The organism is Deinococcus koreensis (genome assembly GCF_002901445.1).
GTDB lineage: Bacteria > Deinococcota > Deinococci > Deinococcales > Deinococcaceae > Deinococcus > Deinococcus koreensis.
In genome coordinates, this window is record NZ_PPPD01000001.1 from 946,502 (window position 1) to 964,592 (window position 18,091).

The following is an 18,091-nucleotide window of genomic DNA, read 5'->3' on the forward strand; positions in this document are numbered from 1 at the left end:
GCGGACGCTGAACCCTGCGGGCATGACACACTGCGGGCCAGGGCGCAAAAGTACCTCCGGGCACGCTATGAAGCCCCGCTGAACGCTTCGTAACGGCGAGCGCAACAGTGCCTGAGAAGGGCCCGGCCGTCCCGCCGGGGCTGGTGGGGGCCCCGCGTCTGGACGCGGCCGGGCCCTCTTCTCCGCAAAGCGCCGCCTCGCGGACGACCCCCCCGGAGGCCGGACGGGCACCGCCCAGCGCCCCCCGAGCCCGCCCGCTCTAGAGTGGAGGGCGTGACTGCCCCCACCGCCCTGCCGCCGATGCCGCCCGCCCCGCCGCTGCTGGGCCACGCCCTGCCGGTCATGCGCGACGTGCTGGGCTTCATGACCCAGGTGACCCGGCAGTACGGCGACGTGGCGCGCGTGAGACTGGGGCCGCGCGAAATCTGGGTGGTGGGCCACCCCCGCGATATCGAGACGCTGCACCTGCACACCGGGCGCGCCTTCGACAAGGGCCTGTGGCGCAACCCCCTGCTGACCCGCCTGCTGGGGCGCGGCCTGCTGATCTCGGAGGGCGACTTCTGGCTGCGGCAGCGGCGCCTGGCCCAGCCCGCCTTCCACTCGGCCCGCGTGCAGGGCTACCTGAGCGTGATGCAGCAGCAGGCGCACGAGCTGGCCGGGCAGTGGCAGGCCGGCGGCGTGCGCGACGTGAACGCCGACCTCTCGGCCCTGACCATGCGGATCGTGATGCGCAGCGTGATGGGCGTGCCGGAGGGCAGCGGGCGCGTGGACGCCATCTCCCGGAGTCTGGACATGGCGCTGCGCGGCTTCCAGCGCGACCTGGGCAACCCGCTGCCCGCCGCGCTGCCCACCCCGGCCCGGCGCCTCTTCGGCCGGGGCGCCGCAGGGCTGGACGAGGTGATGCGCGCCATCATCGAGGAGCGCCGCGCCGAGGGAAACCCCGGCAGCCGCGACGACCTGCTGGACATGCTGATGTCGGCCCGCGACGACGACGGCCAGGGCATGAGCGACCAGCAGCTGCTCGACGAGGTGAAGAACATCCTGCTGGCCGGGCACGACACCACCGCCAGCACCCTGAGCTTCGCCCTGGCCATGCTGTCCCAGCATCCCGCCCAGGCCGCCGCCCTGGACGCCGAACTCTCGGGCGTGCTGGCGGGCCGCGCCCCCGAGCTGGCCGAGCTGCGGCAGCTTCCGTATCTGGACGCCGTGATCAAGGAGACCCTGCGCCTGTACCCGGCCGCCTGGAGCACCCAGCGCGAGGCCCGCGAGAGCGTGCAGATCGGCGGCTTCACGGCGCCCCCCGGCACACTGTTCTGGATCAACCACTGGGTCACGCACCGCGACCCGCGCTTTTTTACGCGCCCCGAGAGCTTCGAGCCCGAGCGCTGGCTGGGCGACCTGGAAAGCCGTCTGCCCAAGTACGCCTATTTCCCCTTCGGCGGCGGCGGGCGCATCTGTATCGGCCGGGATTTCGCGCGGCTGGAGGCGGCCACGGTGCTGGCGGTGCTGTTCCAGCGCTTCACCTTCCGGATGGCCGGGCCGCTGCGCCTGGAACCCGCCGTGAGCCTGCGCCCTCGCCAAGGCCTGAAGATGGACGTGCGCCCCCGCTGAGCCAGGATGGGGTCAGTCCTGTGCGCCGACGACCGCCTGCACCCGCCCGACCTCCCCGGTGGTCAGCCGCACCTTGATTCCGTGTAAAGCCAACCGCGGTGTGCTTGTCAGCATTATCTTTATAACTTGAGCAAACACCAATCAAACTACTTCAAAACATCTCCATGTTTCAACTTTAATCGTGATCCTTGAAAATTTGAGGTTTAGAATTGTGAAATGCGTAGTGTATTCAAATGAAATGTACACATCAATTTTGCATTAGCAAATTATACTAATCCTTCAATTTAAGCACTTTCAAAAATGCATCCCTCATATAGAATGATCTATGCAGGATAAATAATGGAGGTCTATCCGTATGCTCAATCAGACCTTGATCAATAAATTGTGATTTAAGTATAGATCTTCCACTTGAACTTTGACTCAGATCTTCAATTAATTCCTTAGGCACAAGATTGCCCCTCTGTATCTCCCTTGCTTCGTCATTTGTTACTAGGATGAGATTAGTCAAGGCTTTTTGTGACGATGATTGTCTATTCGCTAACCTCCTTATTTTTGAGACGTCTACAATAGAAGCGAAATTTTTGCCCTCAAACTTATTCATATATTCTTCTGGATCAATCAGTTCTCCAGTAGTCAAGCTCCTAGCCCCATTTATAGCAAAGAGATTGTACACTGCAGACGATAGAGCTGCTCCTGAAATTAACTTTCTATCCCTGAGTTCAGTACCATTGAATTTGATATACTCTTTTGAAATTCCAAAATCTGAGGTTGATATAGCTATCTGCAGTTTCGCAAGATAGTTAGTTATGTATGAATCGGGTTTGCCTCTAAGTCCCTCATTTAGACTGATTGTCCAATACCAACTCCATAAAGCATCCAACAATTTTTTACTAGGATTCGGCTGCAGGATAAAAGCTTTAACAAGATACAAAAACTGTCCCTCATAAGGAATGAAATCATACGATCCCATTCTGTAATATTGCTTCAAATAATCTACCGTACGACTTATAGCCCTTTCAGCGTCATTAACATACCCCAAGAGGGTCTGCCGATTTATAAACCGCATTGACAGCATGTCCTCTATGTTTGGATTCTTACCTGCTGCCATAGCAATTGATTTCATAATCGCTTCATCATCTATGTCAAATCCAGTAACTCTAATCCCATCTTTAATTCCGTTGATTTCGTCTGCCAAATCAAAATCATTACTCCAAGTCAGAGCTCTTACGAAATCCACTGAAGATAATCGCACACCTGTATTATTAATCCTCTCGAATATTTCGGCTACCTCCTCTACAACTTCGTTAACGATGGTGACAGTAGGAATCAGGTACTCTTGAAACGCCGTTTGTAATTTAAATAGGTTATCGAACAAGTGATCGCTATTTTCCGCTACAACAATTTTATTCTGCTCAGAGAGCATTTTTCTTGGATTAAAAATATTGTAAAGGTGTATGGCATTGACGGGAATTTGAGAGCTGTCTAAGCCAGAAATATTTATAAAATCCTCTGAATTTAAGTCAAAAGCAACGTCGAATTCGGGATATTTATTTTGATTCACTTGATCAAAGTGGAAGACACCGTATAAAGAGGATAACCGCTGCATCCCATCCAATACGTATAAGACTCTGGTAGATGAGTTTTTGCCCGGTAATGGAGTATCCGATCGATCCATTTCGGCGAACCTTACATGTTCAGTTCGCCAAAAAAGAAGGCTACCTATGGGAAAACCCTTATATATGCTGCGCAATAACTCAATAACCTGCTCCGCCTTCCACACAAAATTTCTTTGAAAGGCTGGTATCCGAACTTCACCTTCTGCTACTCTGCGGAACAGAGTAGGGATGTAAATGACCTCAGGTGTTGGCGCTGTAGAAATCATCTTCGCTCTCCTTTAAAATAGTCACTGTCCCTCACTTCTAAAATGAGGCTTTCAAGTAGATGTAATGTATGACTAAGATAGGCAGACTTAAATTTCACCGAATCATATTCCCATTGCCAATTCTCTGCCTCCATTACTCTACCAACACGCAACATTTCATAATATGGATGCGTCAAGCTATATAAAACTTGTTGGAGTTGTGTAGTGATCTGCATTTCAAACCTAATATCCTCTCTGGTTGCCTCCCCAGCTCTATAGTTCACAACATCAATTGGGAAAGTAAACTCAATATGATATGCATAGTACCCCCTATCCTTCGCCACAGCAACCAGATTGCTATAGCATCCCAACGATTTCAAATACTCGCAGATTCTACTGCCCAAATATAAAGGCCCATCAATATAACGGCAAACAATTGTACCGCGACATATATCTGTCACTTGATTCATCCATTGATTGGGGATGATTGGTTGAAAATCTCTGATGCTTGGATCATCCTCAAGAATCTTATTTATCCTATATGCCTTGTTAATGATTGATTCGATTGATTTTACTTTAACAGGGTATATGAGATCATGAGAAGCCAGTCCATCGTCTCCTCCGGTCATTAATAATCCAACCCTGTTGCTCTGCCTATACTCAGAATCCCATTCAATAATCTTTTCCCTTAAGCCAAATATCAACGGATCAGATTTCGAGAAGTGGTCAATAGTCCTCTCAAATCTACTATGGAAGCGCTCCAACTCGGGATCTTCATAGTCGATCCCAAGATACTCTCGCGTCCAGATCAAATGAGATTGCGGAATGTTAAATCTACTATTCCATTCACCTGTCATCGATTCCCTTTCAAGAAGTGAAGAGGAATAACAGGTAAGCCTACGTAAGCTGTCCAGAAAGTAGTCAGTCCAAATTCAGTTTTAAACTTAGTAATGAGCATACCAATCTCCTCATTTCCATCACACCAGTGTTGTATACCTACTGAAACGGTGTCACCCACCCGGAAACTCATTTACATAATGCCAGACACAACCCCCCGGTGTCAGCATATTTGCGGAAATCATACCCAATCTCAATGTCACTTGACAGCGAGCATGCCGAATCTAACGAGTGCTCGAATCCTCCCAAATTGTTACCAAGACGAGCAAGTGCCACTTGCCTATCTCAGACATCACAAACGTTCAGATCAGGCCCATTCGCTTCTCTTCCTCATACAGCCGTTCATCCACAAACTGCTTGAGCAACGTCTGGTACGGGATTTTCTTCAACTCAGCAATATGCTTCAGGCGCTTCTCGATATCCCCGTCCAGGCGCAGTGTCGTGACATGCGTGGCCTTGGGCTGACGCGGCTGCCGGGGGCGTCGGCGGGGGGCCAGTTTTTCCAGGAACGCCCACGCTTCCGGGTCATTCTTTCCAGCCTCCCACAGGGCGGGGCCAGCGGAGTGCGTATCCCAGAATTCGGCGGCTTCCTCGGTGGTCATGTTCTCCGGGATGTCCTCTGGACTGTTGATCACGATCAGGGGCTTAGTGGCGGTCATGGTTCACTCCTCGGTGTCGTATTGCTGGCGTTCTTCCGCAGTGGCGGGGCGGGCGGTGACGACGCGAGCCCGGCCGAGCCTCTGTTCGAGGACGATGTAGAGCAGGCGTCCGCTCTCGGTCGTGCCGAGCAGGCCATAGCGGGGCTGGCCCTGTGGCCCTCGGTGGATCGTGTGCATGGGGAGGGCATCGGGATCGCGTGCCGCTTCCTCCGCCTCGTCGGGCTCGACCTTGTGACGGGCGATATGCTCCATGTTGGCAAAATCCCAGTCGAAGTCCATCGGCTGAGATTCAGTGTATACGATTGTATGTCGTTCCTCTACACTTCTAACGCCAGCTTATCCACGTCGTTCAGCAGCGGCGTCCCGGCCGGGTATTCCCCGTTGAAACACGCCAGGCATAAGCCTTTGCCGTTCACGGCCTCGCGGATGCCCCCCTCGGAAATGAAGCTGAGGCTGTCGGCGCCGATCAGCTGCCGGATTTCCTCGATAGAATGCGTGCTGGCGACCAGTTCCTTGCGGGCGGCGGTGTCGATGCCGTAGAAGCAGGGGTGCTTGATTGGCGGGCTGGACACCCGGAAATGGACTTCCGTGGCGCCCGCCTCGCGCAGCAGGTTCACGATCTGCGAACTGGTGGTGCCCCGCACAATGCTGTCATCGACCAGGATCACCCGCTTGCCGCGCACGGCGGAGGTGGGCGAGAGCTTCATCTTGACCTTCAGCTCGCGCGCCTCCTGCGTGGGGGCGATAAAGGTGCGGCCCGCGTAGGGGTTCTTGTACAGGCCGTAATCGAAGGGAATCCCGCTCTGCCGCGCGTACCCAATCGCGGCGCCGATCCCGCTGTCGGGCACCGGCACGACCACATCGGCCTCGACCGGGTGCTCTTTGGCGAGCTGGATGCCCATGCGGACGCGGCTCTCGTGGGTGTCCACGCCGTCCAGCTCGGAGTCGGAGCGGGCGAAGTAGATCCACTCGAAGGCGCAGGGGGTCGGGGCCTTGGGTTCGACCATCAGCGAGTGCAGGCCGTCGCGGTCGACCCAGACGAGTTCGCCGGGCTGCACGTCGCGGATCAGCCGGGCGCCGACCGTGAACAGCGCGCAGGGCTCGGAGGCGATCACATACGCCCCGTCTTCCCGCTGCCCGATCACCAGGGGCCGGACGCCGTGCGGGTCGCGGAAGCCCAGGAGCTGGGTGCGGCTCATCAGCACACAGGCGTAGCCGCCCTTGAGCTGCTGCATGGCGGCGGCGGTCGCCTCGATCAGGTCGAGGTGGCTCTCGCGGGCGATCAGGTTCAGCATCACTTCACTGTCGTTGGTGGTGGCGAACAGCGCCCCTTCCATCAGCATGGCGTTGCGCACTTCCCGCGCGTTCACGAAGTTGCCGTTGTGCGCCAGCCCCAGGATGCCCTTGTTGGTGCGCGTGGTCAGCGGCTGCGCGTTGAAGCGCAGGTTGGAGCCGGTGGTGGAGTAGCGCACGTGCCCGATGCTCACGCGGGCGTTGGCGAGGCGCACGGCGTCCAGCCGCCGCTCGTCGAACACCTGCGTGACCAGCCCCAGATCCTTCTCGACATGGAACTTCTCGCCGTCGCTGACGCACATGCCCGCCGCCTCCTGGCCCCGGTGCTGCAGGGCGAACAGGCCCAGGTAGGTGAACCACGCCAGGTCGGCCGGCTCCGGCGAATACATGCCGAACACGCCGCACTCGTCGCGGGGTTTATCGGTGGCGGGGTCAAAGATCATGGGTGGCTCCGGTGGGACGCTGAGCTAGGGAGCACTGAGCTGGTCTGTGCGCCCCCTCACCCCCGGCCCCTCTCCCACGGGGGGAGAGGGGAGCAGGGCGGTAGATTGCGGTATGAAGGGGCGGGCGGTGACTCGGGCGACGGTGCGTGCGCGGGAGCTGCGCCGCACGCAGACACCTGAAGAACAGATGCTCTGGCGCGTCCTGCGGAACCGTTTCCAGCACGTGAAGTTCCGCCGCCAGTGGCCGGTGGGCGGGTACATCGTGGACTTCGTGTGCTTCGAGGCTCAGCTGATCATCGAACTGGACGGTTCCCAGCACGCTGAAGAGTCTGGCCGCGCGTACGACGCTGTCCGAACCGAGTTCCTGCAAGCCGGCGGATTCAAGGTGCTGCGTTTCTGGAACAACGAGACCAGAACCAACCTCGAAGGCGTTGTACAGGCCATCCACCTCCACCTGCCCTGACCCGCCCTGCTCCCCTCTCCCCCCGTGGGAGAGGGGCCGGGGGTGAGGGGGCGTGTGACCCACGCCTCCGCTCCTCCAGGGCTGAAGCCTCATCCCAGAATCCCCACGAGCGGGCTGTTGTACGCGTCGGCCAGGGCCTGAAGGTTCACGCTCAGGTGGACGTGCTGCGCCGGCAGGGCCACGGTGACGCTCGGCCCGCCGCTCTGTCCCAGGCGGGCGAAGGGGACGCCGTGCTCCCGCAGCAGCACCTCGGTGGCCGCCTCGTCCTGCACGGCGACCAGCACGCGGCTGTGGGCCTCGCCGTAGAGCACCGCGTCGGCGCGCACCTCGGCCGGGGCGTCCAGGGTCACGCTCAGGCCCACCCCCCCGGCAATCGCCATCTCGGCCAGGGCGACCGCCAGCCCGCCCTCGGCGCAGTCGTGGGCAGTATCCGTGAGGCCGGAGCGGATCAGGGCCAGGGTGGCGGTGATGACCTTCTGCTCCAGCTCCAGGTCGAGGGGCGGCACGGCCCCGGCTTCCAGGCCGTGCACCGTCTCCAGGTACTGGCTGGCGCCGATGCTGTCGGCGTGCGGGCCGAGCAGGTAGAGGGTGTGGCCCTCCCCTTTCAGGTGCAGCGTGGCGCGCCTGGTGATGTCGGGCAGCACGCCCACCATGCCGATGGTCGGTGTGGGGTGGATGGCCACCCGTTCGGCCCCCTCGGTGTACTGGTTGTAGAGGCTGACGTTGCCGCCCGTGACCGGCGTGTTCAGCGCGCGGCAGGCGGCGGCGATGCCCAGCACGGACTGCTCGAGCTGGAAGTAGACCTCGGGGCGGTGCGGGTTGCCGAAGTTCAGGTTGTCGGTGATCGCCAGCGGCGTGGCGCCCACGCAGGCGAGGTTGCGCGCCGCCTCGGCCACGGCGGCGGCAGCCCCGGTGTACGGATCGAGGTACACGAAGCGCGGGTTGCAGTCGGAGGTCGCGGCCACGCCCATACCGGAGCCCTTCACGCGCAGCACGGCGGCGTCGGCGGCGCCGGGCACGACCACGGTGTTGGTCATGACCTGATGGTCGAAGCGCTGGAAGATCGGGCGCTTGGAGGCGATGGTCGGGTGAGAGAGCAGCTCGCCCAGCACCGCGCCCAGGTCGCCGGGCAGGGGCACGCCCGACAGGTCGCGCTCGCGCCGGGCGCGGATGTCCGGGGACTCGATGCCCTCGCGGGTGTACCTGGGCGCCTCGTTCAGCAGGGCCACCGGCAGGTCACAGACGACCTCTCCCCCCCAGGTCAGGCGGTAGCTGGAGTGCGCCTCTACCTCCCCGATGGTCACCACGTCCAGCTCCCACTTCGCCAGCAGATCCAGCAGCGCCTGCTCCTTCCCGGGCACCGGCACCAGGATCATGCGCTCCTGAGACTCGCTCAGGCACAGCTCCATGGGCACCATGCCGTCCTCGCGGGTGGGCACCAGATCGAGGTTCATGGTGATGCCCAGGCCCGCGCGGTAGGCCATCTCGCAGGTACTGGAGACCAGCCCGGCCGCGCCCATGTCCTGCACGCCGGCCACCACGCCCGCCTGGATGGCCTCCAGGGTCGCCTCCAGCAGCAGTTTCTCCATGAAGGGGTCGCCCACCTGCACGGCGGGGCGGTCGGCCTGGCTGGCACCCGTCAGGTCGGCGGAGGCGAACACGGCGCCGCCCAGGCCGTCGCGCCCGGTCTTGGAGCCCACGTACACGATGGTGTTGCCGACCGCGCCCATGGTGCCCTTGGCCAGATCCTCATGGCGCAGCAGGCCCAGGGCCATGACGTTCACCAGCGGGTTCTCCTGATAGCTGGGATGGAAGGTGACCTCGCCGCCCACCGTGGGCACGCCGATGGCGTTGCCGTAGTGCGCGATGCCCTCCACCACGCCGCCCAGCAGGAAGCGCGTGCGGGGCGACTCCGGGTTGCCGAAGCGCAGGGAGTCCAGCACCGCGAAGGGCCGCGCCCCCATGGCGAAGATGTCGCGCAGGATGCCGCCCACGCCGGTCGCCGCGCCCTGCACGGGTTCCACCGCCGAGGGGTGGTTGTGCGACTCCATCTTGAAGGCCACGCCCCAGCCGTCCCCGATGTCCACCACACCGGCATTCTCGCCGGGGCCCTGCAAGACCTGCGGGCCGGTGGTCGGGAAGTGGCGGAACAGCGGGCGCGAGTTCTTGTAGCCGCAGTGCTCGCTCCACATGGCGCCCACGATGGCCGCCTCCAGCGCGTTCGGCTCGCGCCCGAGCTGGGTCACGAGCAGGTCGTATTCGCCCCCCGACAGGCCGAAGGTGCCGGCGCGGTCGCGGAGGGATTGGGGTGGGGTGGCTGGAAGCTGGGTCATAGGGATGCCTCTAACTGGGTTTTAGAAGGAAAAGCGTGCCTGGGTTACGGGTGATCGGTCGGTCTAGGCTCGAGGAGATCAGTCAGAATGACCTTCCTGCCCTCAAGTCGGCTCAGCCCTTGAAGCAGCCTGCCGATGATCTCGAGATCAAGTTTGTGGATGGGGCGACGGGCCAGTCCATAAATCGTGCTCGGCGCTCCCCTGCCCCGCACTTGCCGGATCAATTCCAGGGTCGTCAGATTCTGACGCCGGAGGTACCCCCCAAAGTTGAACTCCATCATCCCCCGTGCTTCTTCCCCAGCTGCACCTGGCCCCGGTGGTACGCCACGTGCCGTAGCTGCATGCCCAGGCCGGTCAGGCGTTCGCGTTCGCCGGTGGGCGCGGCGGGGGCGCGCAGCATCTCGCCCAGCTGCTCGCCCTGCAGCTCGCGAATGTGGCGCACGATCAGGGCTTCCACCCGCGCGAGTTCGGCCATGATCATGACCTTGCCCTCGGTCTCGGCCACGGTGGGCGTGCCCCGGAACTCGCCCATCCACGGGGCGTCCTCCCAGCCCAGGTGGGCATACGAGGCGGTGAAATCCTGCAGGACGAAAAAGCGCAGCCACTCGGCAATGTGCAGGGCGTGCCAGGCGGCCGAGTGCCCCAGGCGCGGGTTCTGGAACTCGGCGCCCGGCACGGCCTCCAGCGCGGCGCGGAACATGGACAGTTCCATCTCGAAGGCGTCGGCGACGAAATTCTGGACAGTCGGGGCGGTCATGCGCCCACCTTAACGGCCCGCAGGCTGCGGAACAGGCCCTGGCCGTCCTCGCTGCCCAGCAGGGCCTCCACGGCGCGTTCGGGGTGGGGCATCATGCCCAGCACGTTCCCACGCCCGCCCACGATGCCGGCGATATCGTTCAGCGACCCGTTGGGGTTGTCCGCATAGCGGAACACGACCTGCCCCTCGCCCTCCAGCCGCGCCACGGTCTCGGGGTCGGCGTAGTAGTTGCCCTCGCCGTGCGCGATGGGGATCTCGATGACCTGGCCCTGGGCGTAGGCGGAGGTGAAGGCCGTCCGGGTGTTCTCCACGCGCAGATGCACCGGCCGGCACAGGAAATGCAGGTCACGGTTCCGCGAGAGCGCGCCGGGCAAGAGGCCGGCCTCGGTGAGCACCTGAAAGCCGTTGCACACGCCCAGCACGTAGCCGCCACGGGCGGCGTGGGCTTTCACCGCCTCCATGATCGGGCTCCGGGCGGCAATCGCGCCGCTCCGCAGGTGGTCGCCGTAGGTAAAGCCGCCGGGCAGGAACACCAGATCGGTGCCGGCGGGCAGGCCGCCCTCGGTGTGCCACATGAAGCGGGCCGAGTCGTCGAGCAGCAGGCGGGCGGCGTGCAGCGCGTCGGCGTCGCAGTTGGAGCCGGGGAACTGGATCACGGCAGTCTTCATAAACCTCCGGTTGAAGCCGCGTGAGCGGCGAAATCCGAGCGGAGCGAGTGGGAGAAAACGCAAACGACTGGAACTGCAGCGGCCTGCGGCGTGTTCCCGCTGGCTGCGGAAGTGGAGGGCGTGTGCGTCACAGGTGCTCCGGCTCCGCCACGGTGCGCTCGTTCACGACGTTGCCGGTGTTCAGGGTACCGGCGGGCTCGAACATCAGCATCCAGACCTCCGGGGTCTCTGCGACCGGCAGGTGCTCCACGCCGCGCGGCACGACGATGAACTCGCCCACGCCGATGCGTCGCTCGCCGTCCCGGAAGCGCATCAGCAGGGTGCCCTTGGTGACCAGAAAGAGCTCGTCCTCGTGCTCGTGGCTGTGCCACACGAACTCGCCACTGATCTTGGCCAGCTTGACCTGCTGGCCGTTCAGCTCGCCGACCACCTTGGGCGACCAGTGCTCCTGAAAGAGGTCGAACTTCTCCTGCAGGCGAACGACTTCTGGCACGACTTCGGGCAGGCTCATGCTTCGCTCAACTCCCAGCGCGCGTCCTCCATGACGGGGTTGCTCAGCACGTTCTGGGTGATGTCGCGCAGCTGCGTTTCCACCTCGGCCGGCTCGCCGCTCAGGCTCAGTTCGATGTACTTGCCGACCCGCACGCCGCTGACGTTGCCGTGCTCCAGGTGAGACAGCGCCCGCTCGACGGTGCGCCCCTGCGGATCGAGGATGGAAGGCTTGAGGGTGACGTAGACGCGGGCTTTGTACTGGGGCATGGGGGGCTCCTTGTCGGTGATGGTCGATGGTTGATCGTTGATGGAAAGAGACTGGCCTCTATCAACCATCAACCATCGACAGGCGCGGTCACGCGCCGAAGCATTTCCGCATACGCATCTTCCACGCCGCCCAGGTCGCGGCGGAAGCGGTCTTTGTCGAGCTTCTCGTTCGTCTGGGAGTCCCAGAAGCGGCAGGTGTCGGGGCTGATCTCGTCGGCCAGGATCACGGCGCCGTCCGGGGTGGTGCCGAATTCGAGCTTGAAATCGATCAATCTCACGCCGCGCTGCTCGAAGTAGGGCACCAGGAAGGCGCGAACTTTCAGGGCCAGCTCGCGGATGCGCAACAGTTGCCCCTCGGTGGCCCAGCCCAGGCTCAGCGCCGTGTCGGAGTTGATGAGCGGATCGCCCAGCGCGTCGGACTTGTAGCAGTACTCGACGACGGGGTGATTCAGGGGCGTGCCTTCCTCGATGCCCAGTCTCTTGGAAAAACTTCCGGCGGCCACGTTCCGCACGATCACCTCGACCGGGATGATGGTCACGGCCCGCACGCGCTGCTCGGTGCTCGACAGCTGCTCGATGAAGTGCGTGGGGATGCCGGCCGCCTCCAGCTGCGGGAACAGGTGCGCGGTGATGGCGTTGTTGATCTGGCCCTTGCCCCCGATCTGGGCCTTCTTCACCCCGTTGAAGGCGGTGGCGTCGTCCTTGAACTCCACGATGTATTCATGGGGATCGGCCGTGGCGTACACGCGTTTGGCCTTGCCCTCGTACCTCAGTTCGCCTCTGTACCGTTCGCCGCTGCTGGTGCTGGTCATGGAGCCTCCGCCGTGCAGGTGGGGAATGGGCACCGTCCCGGTGAAGACCGTGCCGATGAACGTAGGACAGGCGTCCCCCGAACGGTGCCGGGGCGACGCCTGGATGTCGCGGTGGTGGGCATGTGGTCTCCATCGCCGCCTCTCGGACGGACTTACCGCCCACGAGGGGCGGGGCGTCTCGCAGGACGCGGGTGGAAAAAGGGTGGCGTGCAACCGTTCGCGGCTGCCGTACCCCAGCCTAACACCCCCGGCGCCGGGGGCAGCGGGGGTGTTCAGGTGAGTTGGCGTGGGCGGGCGCCGCGCGCCTCAGTCGTGGCTGTGCCCCGCCCCCTGGCCGCGCTTGCCGGCCACTTCCTCGCGGATCTCGGCGACCAGCAGGGTGCAGGCCTCGGCACAGGGAATGCCGCCGGGCACGCCGTCCAGGAAGGTCTTGGGCAGCTTGTGGCCGGCCCACAGGCGGGTACGCAGGCAGGACTTGCAGATGTCCCCGGCGACGTGCTCGACCTGCTCGGGGGTGGCCTTCTGCACCCTGGCGTAGATACCGGTCTGGCGGCGGGCGGTGGTGGGCCAGGGGGTGGCGCGCAGGGCGTGGCAGGTGTGGGCGTAGGTCTCCTCGACCACCGCCGGGTACAGGTAATGCACGGCGCGGCGCAGATCGTGGTCGCTGAGCACCGCCCGCCAGCCGCGCGGCAGGTTGCGCAGGGTATGCACGGGGCGGTGGTCGCCGCCGTCGTCGAAACGGATGTGGTCGCGCACGCCCTCGGGTGTGACGAGTGTTTTCAGGTCGCCGCCCGGCAGGCCCTCGTCCAGCGCGTGGCGCATCTCGAAGACGCCGCTGTCGGGGCGGATCAGCACCTCGCCCATGCGCAGGCCCACCTGGGCCTGTTTCAGGAAGACCTGCCAGGCGTGCTCGTGGCCGCGTTCGAGGTCGCCGCCCGCGCCCGCCGCGCCGCTCGCTTCCTCGGCGAGGTGCAGGATCACGTCGGCCACACGGGGGTGGGTGCCCACGGGCCTCGCGTAGTACACGGTCTGGGCGCCGGCCGGGTTCTCGGGGAACACCGTGACCTCGCCGCTCAGGCCCATGTCCTCGGGAATGGTCTCCAGGGTGTGCCAGCCCTCGCTGGCGAAGAAGGGCACCACGACCACGCGGGGCGCCTTCACGACCTCCGGCCAGGTGCCCACCTTGGGGTCTTCATCGAGGAACAGGGCGTGAACCTCGGCGAACTGTCCGCCCTGACGCAGCAGCTCGGCGTTGTGGTACACGATCTTGTTCGAGTTCTCGTTGCGGGTGGTGCCGTGGCCCAGCACGATCAGGGCGGTGTCCTCGGCAGTCGCGTCGGGCAGCACCTCGCGGGCGCGGGCCAGGATCACGTCGGTCATGGAGGGATGCACGCCGTAGGGCAGGGTGTAGCGCACGGTGCGCCCGCCGATCACGCGGGCCACGCCGCCCGGCGGCACCGGCCCCTGGTGGCCCAGGCCCAGCTCGCGGGGAATCACGACCTCGGTGAAATAGCCTTCGCTGATGAACAGCGGAATGACCGTCACGTCGGTGCTGGCCGTGGTCTTGAGCACCTGTCGCAGCGAGGGCTCCTCTTTCCAGTAGCCCTCGATCACCTCGTCGTAGAGGCCGCGCTCGCGGATGAGTTCGGCGTAACGGTAGACCGCCAGGGCCGACTCGCCGTTGAGGTGGGAGCCATGACCGATCAGAACCAGAGAGCGCATACGAGCGCACTGTAACGCCGCCTGGGGCGCACGATTGTCCCGACGGCTGCAGGTTGGGACATTGCGGCGGGGGGCGGGCCCCCCGTGACGCCGCGAGTCCCGCCCCGGAGGCCCGGCTTCCGCACCCTCTCTGGTGCATCTCCTCCGCTCCGGGTACGCCCGCCCGGCGCCGCGGTAAACATGCCTGAATCTGACCCTCACCCCCTTGAACGGTCGGCTCCGTAGCGTGGAGAGTGCCGCGCCTACGTTTCAGGGGAATCCGCCCCTGGCTGGCGCCTGCCATGTTCTGGAGGTTTCCTATGTTCTTTCAGCAAAACGACCGTCATGAGAAGATGGCCAGCCTCGACCCCCGCGACACCAACCAGGACGGCGTGGTCAGCCCTCAGGAAGCGGCCGCGTACATTCAGGACTACATGGCCAACGCCTCGCCCGAGGAGCGTCAGCAGATCCTGCGCGACTACATCGGCGGCATGAGTCCCGATCAGCGCCAGCAGATGGGCGACGCCATCGTGCAGAGCCCCGCCAACCCGGTGCAGAGCGTCAACCCCAACGACCCGAACGATCTGGCCGACGCCTACGCCCGCACCGCGCAGGCGCCCGCCCAGGACGGCCGCAGCCCGCTGGAGGCCGCCTTCGGGGCCGGCGGCGCGCTCAGCAGCCCGCTGGTGAAGGCCGGGCTGGTCGGCCTGGCCGGCATGATCGGCAGCCGCCTGCTGCGCGGCAACAGGTAAGGCCGGCAGGCTAGGAACAGTTCAGGACAGCGCACGAGCGGAGGCCACCCCCAGCGGGTGGCCTTCTCGCTGGCGGTGGGCGGCGGGGACATCGTCCGGGCAGGCCACCTGGGCACGGTTCGGGGAACGCCGGCGGGACGCGGCGGCCGCTTTCAGGCGCCGACCCGGCACACCTCCGGCGCGGTCTCTGCGGACGATGAACGCCGCCGCGCCGCCCACGGCTCCATGCCGTGCGCGCCGAGCCGCTAGAATTGCGCGCAATGCCTTTGTCCTACCTGGCGCGGATCGCGCAGACGCCGGCCCCGACCTTTCAGGAGGAGCGCCGCGCCGAGCTGATCGCCTCGCTGTGGCAGGAACTGGGTCACGTCACCGAACGCGACGAGGTGGGCAACGTGCTGACCCGGATCACGCCGCCCGGCACCGAGGGGCGCCCGGCCCTGCTGCTGGCGGCGCATCTGGACACCGTGTTCGACGCCGGCACCGACGTGACGGTGCGCGAGGAGGGCGGGCGGCTGGTCGGGCCGGGCGTGGGCGACAACTCGGCCAGCCTGGCGGTGGTCACGGCGCTGCTGCGTGATCTGCGCGGCGTTCAGGGCCACCTGAGCCGGCCCCTGTGGGTCGCGGCCAACGTGGGCGAGGAAGGGCTGGGCGACCTGCGCGGCAGCAAGCACCTGATCGCCCGGCACCGCGACTCGCTGGGCGCCTTCGTGGCGGTGGACGGCTACCTGGGGGTGGCGGTCACGCGTGGGGTGGGGGTGCGGCGCTACCGCGCGACCTTCCTGGGGCCGGGCGGGCACTCCTGGGGCGACCAGGGGCCGAGCGCCATCCACGCGCTGGGGCGGGCCATCCAGGGGCTGTACGCGCTGAAGCTGCCGCTCACGCCCCGCACGACGCTGAACGTGGGCATGGCGGACGGCGGCACCTCGGTGAACTCGATCGCGGGCAGCGCGGAGCTGCTGCTCGACCTGCGCTCGCTGGACGCCGGGGTGCTGGCCGATCTGGACACCCGCGCCGTGGCCGCCCTGCACTCGGCCGCGCGCGACGTGGGCGTGACCGTGCGGGTGGAGCGGGTGGGGGACCGGCCCGGCGGCGACCTGCACAGCGAGCCCCTGCTGCCCCTGATCCGCGAGGCGGCCCGCGAGATCAAGCTGGAGGTGCGTACGGCGTCGAGCAGCACGGACGCCAACGCGGCGGCGCCACATGGCCTGAGCGCCGTGGCGGTCGGTGTCTACCGGGGCGGCAACGCCCACCGCCAGGACGAATGGGTGCAGACGACCAGCCTCGCCTCCGGGCTGCGCTTCCTGCGCCGGGTGGTCGAGCTGTACCAGCACCGACCGGCGGTCTGAACCTCCTGCGGGGCCAGACCCGGCAGCACTGTGGGAATCCACCCGATCCCCCCTGTCTGGGGGCAGGTTTTTGGTGACTCAGATGGCAATTTAAGCCCACCAATTTCCCATTTGGAAAGCGCACAATGGGCGGACTGATGAGCACCCTGCGGCCTGCCCAAGCTCCGGTTCGCCCCTTGCCCGCCGTGCCCCGCATGGCGAGGGCGCTGGCGCTGGCCGGCGCCCTGTGCCTGCCGGCAGCGGTGGCCCAGGGCGCGGCCCAGTCGTCGCCCCAGGCACCGGCACCGTCATCCGTCCAGTCTCCGGCATCCGTCCAGTCGCCGGCCCAGCGGCTGTTCGACACGGTCAACCGACTGATCCAGCAGGAGTACGGCGGCCTGTCCACGGTGGATCGCCTGGCGCTGGCCCGCGAATACCAGCTGCGGCTGGACGCCGTGTGTGCGCCCAGCCCCGCCGACTGCGCGGAGGCCAGGGCCTACCCGGTGATCGAGGCCGAGATCACGGCGCTGGGCGACGAGCACAGCTTTTTCATGACGCCGGACGACCTCAAGGAATTCGTGACCCGCGCGACCGGCGGCAGCCGCAAGCAGTTCGGCGTGAAGCTGGCCACTCTGGACGGTGAGAACCGCGTGGTCACCGAGGTCGTGCCGGGCAGCGCCGCCGAGCAGGCCGGGCTCCGGCGGGGCGACCTGCTGCAGACCCTGAACGGCCAGCCCTACACCTACGCGGCCCTGCGAACCGCGCGCGACAACGGCACGCCCATCACGCTGGGGGTCAGCCGGGTCGGGCAGACGCTGAGCCTGACCCTGACCTCCCGCGAGAGCAGCACGCGCGAACTGCCGCTGCTGCAGTACGTCCCGGCCGCCACCGCCGCCGCGCCCCAGGCCGAGGTCGCGGTGCTGCGGATTCCGACCTTCCTGTCGGGCGGCGGGATCGCCCAGCAGGTGCACGATCTGGTCGGCGAGGCCCAGGCCCGCGGCGCCTCGGGCATGATCATCGACCTGCGCGGCAACGGGGGCGGCAGCCTGAACGAGTGCGACAGCGCCGTGAGCGCCTTCGTGCCCTCGCTGACCCGGCTGGCGCGCAGTGCGGGGGGCAACAGCCGCACGGTGGTCAGCCGGGGCACCCGCCTGGAAGACGGCCTGCCGACCGGCGGGGTGCGCCGCCCCCACCTCTGGACGGGCCCGCTGACCGTGCTGGTGGATCAGGGCAGCGCCTCGTGCTCGGAATTCTTCGCCTACGAGGTGCAGTACGCCGGGCGCGGGCCGATCATCGGGGAGAACACGGCCGGGGTGGGCAACACCGCCACGCGCATCTTCGATACCGGCGAGGGCGGCCTGCAGCTCACCATCCTGAACTACGCCAAGCCCGACGGCACGCCCTACCCCACCCGCGTGCTGCCCAACCAGGTCTTCGCGCAGGGCGAGGAGCAGGTGCGCCACCTGACCCAGGGCCGCGACGACCTGCTGGCCGAGGGCCTGAAAGCCCTGCAGACCGCGCCCGTGCTGAGCAGCGATCCCTTCAAGGTCAGTCCCTGAACTGAGGTCGGGGCAGGGTAAAGGGCGGCGAACAGGTCGCCCTTTTCTGCTGATCATGGGGGACTGAGCCTCATGGGGGACTGGGCCCGGGCTCAGACGTGGTTGGAGAGGTCGTCCGAGTGGGCGGACGAGACACTCCATCGGACAGGCGTACGAAGACCCGCGGCGAGGCGCCGCTTGCTGTGCCAGTGCAGATCC

At 64.7% G+C, this 18,091-nt stretch carries 19 protein-coding genes; 6 read left to right on the plus strand and 13 right to left on the minus strand.

The window, feature by feature from the left end:
* The first annotated feature begins 273 nt into the window (after positions 1-273).
* Positions 274-1,611, plus strand: coding sequence for a cytochrome P450 (locus CVO96_RS04485; RefSeq protein ID WP_133161738.1), 1,338 nt, complete (start codon positions 274-276; stop codon positions 1,609-1,611).
* 12 nt (positions 1,612-1,623) lie between these two features.
* Here the strand turns inward: CVO96_RS04485 and CVO96_RS20630 are convergent, their stop codons facing one another.
* From CVO96_RS20630 to purF, 6 genes are all read right to left on the minus strand, one after another.
* Complete coding sequence (locus CVO96_RS20630; RefSeq protein ID WP_112778688.1) at positions 1,624-1,725, minus strand: DUF2196 domain-containing protein; 102 nt, start codon at positions 1,723-1,725, stop codon at positions 1,624-1,626.
* A gap of 157 nt (positions 1,726-1,882) precedes the next feature.
* Positions 1,883-3,493 carry a DUF262 domain-containing protein gene (locus tag CVO96_RS04490; RefSeq protein ID WP_103313296.1) on the minus strand — a complete coding sequence of 537 codons (1,611 nt, stop codon included), beginning with the start codon at positions 3,491-3,493 and terminating at the stop codon, positions 1,883-1,885.
* Positions 3,490-4,284: a nucleotidyltransferase family protein gene (locus tag CVO96_RS20690; protein WP_133161739.1), complete on the minus strand. Its 795-nt coding sequence runs from the start codon at positions 4,282-4,284 to the stop codon at positions 3,490-3,492. Before CVO96_RS20690 ends, CVO96_RS04490 begins: the two co-directional genes overlap by 4 nt.
* Before the next feature lie 387 nt (positions 4,285-4,671).
* Positions 4,672-5,028 (minus strand): hypothetical protein, encoded by a 357-nt coding sequence (locus CVO96_RS21380; RefSeq protein WP_165795204.1) that lies wholly within the window; start codon positions 5,026-5,028, stop codon positions 4,672-4,674.
* Positions 5,029-5,031: 3 nt separating this feature from the next.
* Positions 5,032-5,307, minus strand: a complete 276-nt coding sequence (locus CVO96_RS04500) for a BrnT family toxin (protein ID WP_103310806.1) — start codon at positions 5,305-5,307, stop codon at positions 5,032-5,034.
* A 38-nt stretch (positions 5,308-5,345) separates the two neighbouring features.
* Positions 5,346-6,764 (minus strand): amidophosphoribosyltransferase, encoded by a 1,419-nt coding sequence (purF, locus tag CVO96_RS04505; protein WP_103310808.1) that lies wholly within the window; start codon positions 6,762-6,764, stop codon positions 5,346-5,348.
* A gap of 112 nt (positions 6,765-6,876) precedes the next feature.
* Here purF and CVO96_RS04510 point away from each other — a divergent pair, with 112 nt between their 5' ends.
* Positions 6,877-7,227, plus strand: coding sequence for an endonuclease domain-containing protein (locus CVO96_RS04510; protein WP_103310811.1), 351 nt, complete (start codon positions 6,877-6,879; stop codon positions 7,225-7,227).
* Positions 7,228-7,316: 89 nt separating this feature from the next.
* On the opposite strand, the gene purL is transcribed toward CVO96_RS04510, so the two are convergent.
* The 7 genes from purL to CVO96_RS04550 form a co-directional block, all read right to left on the minus strand.
* The gene (purL, locus tag CVO96_RS04515; protein WP_103310812.1) at positions 7,317-9,560 is read right to left on the minus strand and encodes a phosphoribosylformylglycinamidine synthase subunit PurL; all 2,244 of its coding nucleotides are present in this window, start codon (positions 9,558-9,560) and stop codon (positions 7,317-7,319) included.
* 277 nt (positions 9,561-9,837) lie between these two features.
* The gene (locus tag CVO96_RS04525; RefSeq protein ID WP_103310818.1) at positions 9,838-10,317 is read right to left on the minus strand and encodes a DinB family protein; all 480 of its coding nucleotides are present in this window, start codon (positions 10,315-10,317) and stop codon (positions 9,838-9,840) included.
* On the minus strand, positions 10,314-10,985 hold the full coding sequence (gene purQ / locus CVO96_RS04530; RefSeq protein ID WP_165795205.1) for a phosphoribosylformylglycinamidine synthase subunit PurQ: 672 nt from the start codon (positions 10,983-10,985) through the stop codon (positions 10,314-10,316). The genes CVO96_RS04525 and purQ overlap by 4 nt, the downstream gene beginning before the upstream one ends.
* A 127-nt stretch (positions 10,986-11,112) precedes the next feature.
* Positions 11,113-11,496 (minus strand): cupin domain-containing protein, encoded by a 384-nt coding sequence (locus CVO96_RS04535; protein ID WP_103310823.1) that lies wholly within the window; start codon positions 11,494-11,496, stop codon positions 11,113-11,115.
* Positions 11,493-11,744 carry a phosphoribosylformylglycinamidine synthase subunit PurS gene (gene purS, locus CVO96_RS04540; protein WP_103310826.1) on the minus strand — a complete coding sequence of 84 codons (252 nt, stop codon included), beginning with the start codon at positions 11,742-11,744 and terminating at the stop codon, positions 11,493-11,495. Before purS ends, CVO96_RS04535 begins: the two co-directional genes overlap by 4 nt.
* 68 nt (positions 11,745-11,812) lie before the next feature.
* The gene (gene purC / locus CVO96_RS04545) at positions 11,813-12,556 is read right to left on the minus strand and encodes a phosphoribosylaminoimidazolesuccinocarboxamide synthase (RefSeq protein ID WP_103310829.1); all 744 of its coding nucleotides are present in this window, start codon (positions 12,554-12,556) and stop codon (positions 11,813-11,815) included.
* Between the two features lie 306 nt (positions 12,557-12,862).
* Positions 12,863-14,479 carry a DR2241 family protein gene (locus CVO96_RS04550; RefSeq protein WP_279326994.1) on the minus strand — a complete coding sequence of 539 codons (1,617 nt, stop codon included), beginning with the start codon at positions 14,477-14,479 and terminating at the stop codon, positions 12,863-12,865.
* Between the two features lie 98 nt (positions 14,480-14,577).
* Between CVO96_RS04550 and CVO96_RS04555 the strand changes: the two genes are divergently transcribed.
* From CVO96_RS04555 to CVO96_RS04570, 4 genes are all read left to right on the plus strand, one after another.
* Positions 14,578-15,009: an SPFH domain-containing protein gene (locus tag CVO96_RS04555; RefSeq protein WP_103310834.1), complete on the plus strand. Its 432-nt coding sequence runs from the start codon at positions 14,578-14,580 to the stop codon at positions 15,007-15,009.
* 57 nt (positions 15,010-15,066) lie between these two features.
* Complete coding sequence (locus CVO96_RS04560) at positions 15,067-15,258, plus strand: hypothetical protein (RefSeq protein WP_103310836.1); 192 nt, start codon at positions 15,067-15,069, stop codon at positions 15,256-15,258.
* A gap of 11 nt (positions 15,259-15,269) precedes the next feature.
* Complete coding sequence (locus CVO96_RS04565) at positions 15,270-16,355, plus strand: M20/M25/M40 family metallo-hydrolase (RefSeq protein ID WP_103310838.1); 1,086 nt, start codon at positions 15,270-15,272, stop codon at positions 16,353-16,355.
* A gap of 137 nt (positions 16,356-16,492) precedes the next feature.
* Complete coding sequence (locus CVO96_RS04570) at positions 16,493-17,893, plus strand: S41 family peptidase (RefSeq protein WP_243398160.1); 1,401 nt, start codon at positions 16,493-16,495, stop codon at positions 17,891-17,893.
* Positions 17,894-18,091: the final 198 nt, after the last annotated feature.

Bases quoted from the DNA above. Each gene is read 5' to 3' on its own strand.
- CVO96_RS20630 (WP_112778688.1), bottom strand. From the start codon at position 1,725: ATGCTGACAAGCACACCGCGGTTGGCTTTACACGGAATCAAGGTGCGG.
- CVO96_RS04490 (WP_103313296.1), bottom strand. From the start codon at position 3,493: ATGATTTCTACAGCGCCAACACCTGAGGTCATTTACATCCCTACTCTG.
- CVO96_RS21380 (WP_165795204.1), bottom strand. From the start codon at position 5,028: ATGACCGCCACTAAGCCCCTGATCGTGATCAACAGTCCAGAGGACATC.
- CVO96_RS04500 (WP_103310806.1), bottom strand. From the start codon at position 5,307: ATGGACTTCGACTGGGATTTTGCCAACATGGAGCATATCGCCCGTCAC.
- purF (WP_103310808.1), bottom strand. From the start codon at position 6,764: ATGATCTTTGACCCCGCCACCGATAAACCCCGCGACGAGTGCGGCGTG.
- CVO96_RS04510 (WP_103310811.1), top strand. From the start codon at position 6,877: ATGAAGGGGCGGGCGGTGACTCGGGCGACGGTGCGTGCGCGGGAGCTG.
- purL (WP_103310812.1), bottom strand. From the start codon at position 9,560: ATGACCCAGCTTCCAGCCACCCCACCCCAATCCCTCCGCGACCGCGCC.
- CVO96_RS04525 (WP_103310818.1), bottom strand. From the start codon at position 10,317: ATGACCGCCCCGACTGTCCAGAATTTCGTCGCCGACGCCTTCGAGATG.
- purQ (WP_165795205.1), bottom strand. From the start codon at position 10,985: ATGAAGACTGCCGTGATCCAGTTCCCCGGCTCCAACTGCGACGCCGAC.
- CVO96_RS04535 (WP_103310823.1), bottom strand. From the start codon at position 11,496: ATGAGCCTGCCCGAAGTCGTGCCAGAAGTCGTTCGCCTGCAGGAGAAG.
- purS (WP_103310826.1), bottom strand. From the start codon at position 11,744: ATGCCCCAGTACAAAGCCCGCGTCTACGTCACCCTCAAGCCTTCCATC.
- purC (WP_103310829.1), bottom strand. From the start codon at position 12,556: ATGACCAGCACCAGCAGCGGCGAACGGTACAGAGGCGAACTGAGGTAC.
- CVO96_RS04555 (WP_103310834.1), top strand. From the start codon at position 14,578: ATGTTCTTTCAGCAAAACGACCGTCATGAGAAGATGGCCAGCCTCGAC.
- CVO96_RS04565 (WP_103310838.1), top strand. From the start codon at position 15,270: ATGCCTTTGTCCTACCTGGCGCGGATCGCGCAGACGCCGGCCCCGACC.
- CVO96_RS04570 (WP_243398160.1), top strand. From the start codon at position 16,493: ATGAGCACCCTGCGGCCTGCCCAAGCTCCGGTTCGCCCCTTGCCCGCC.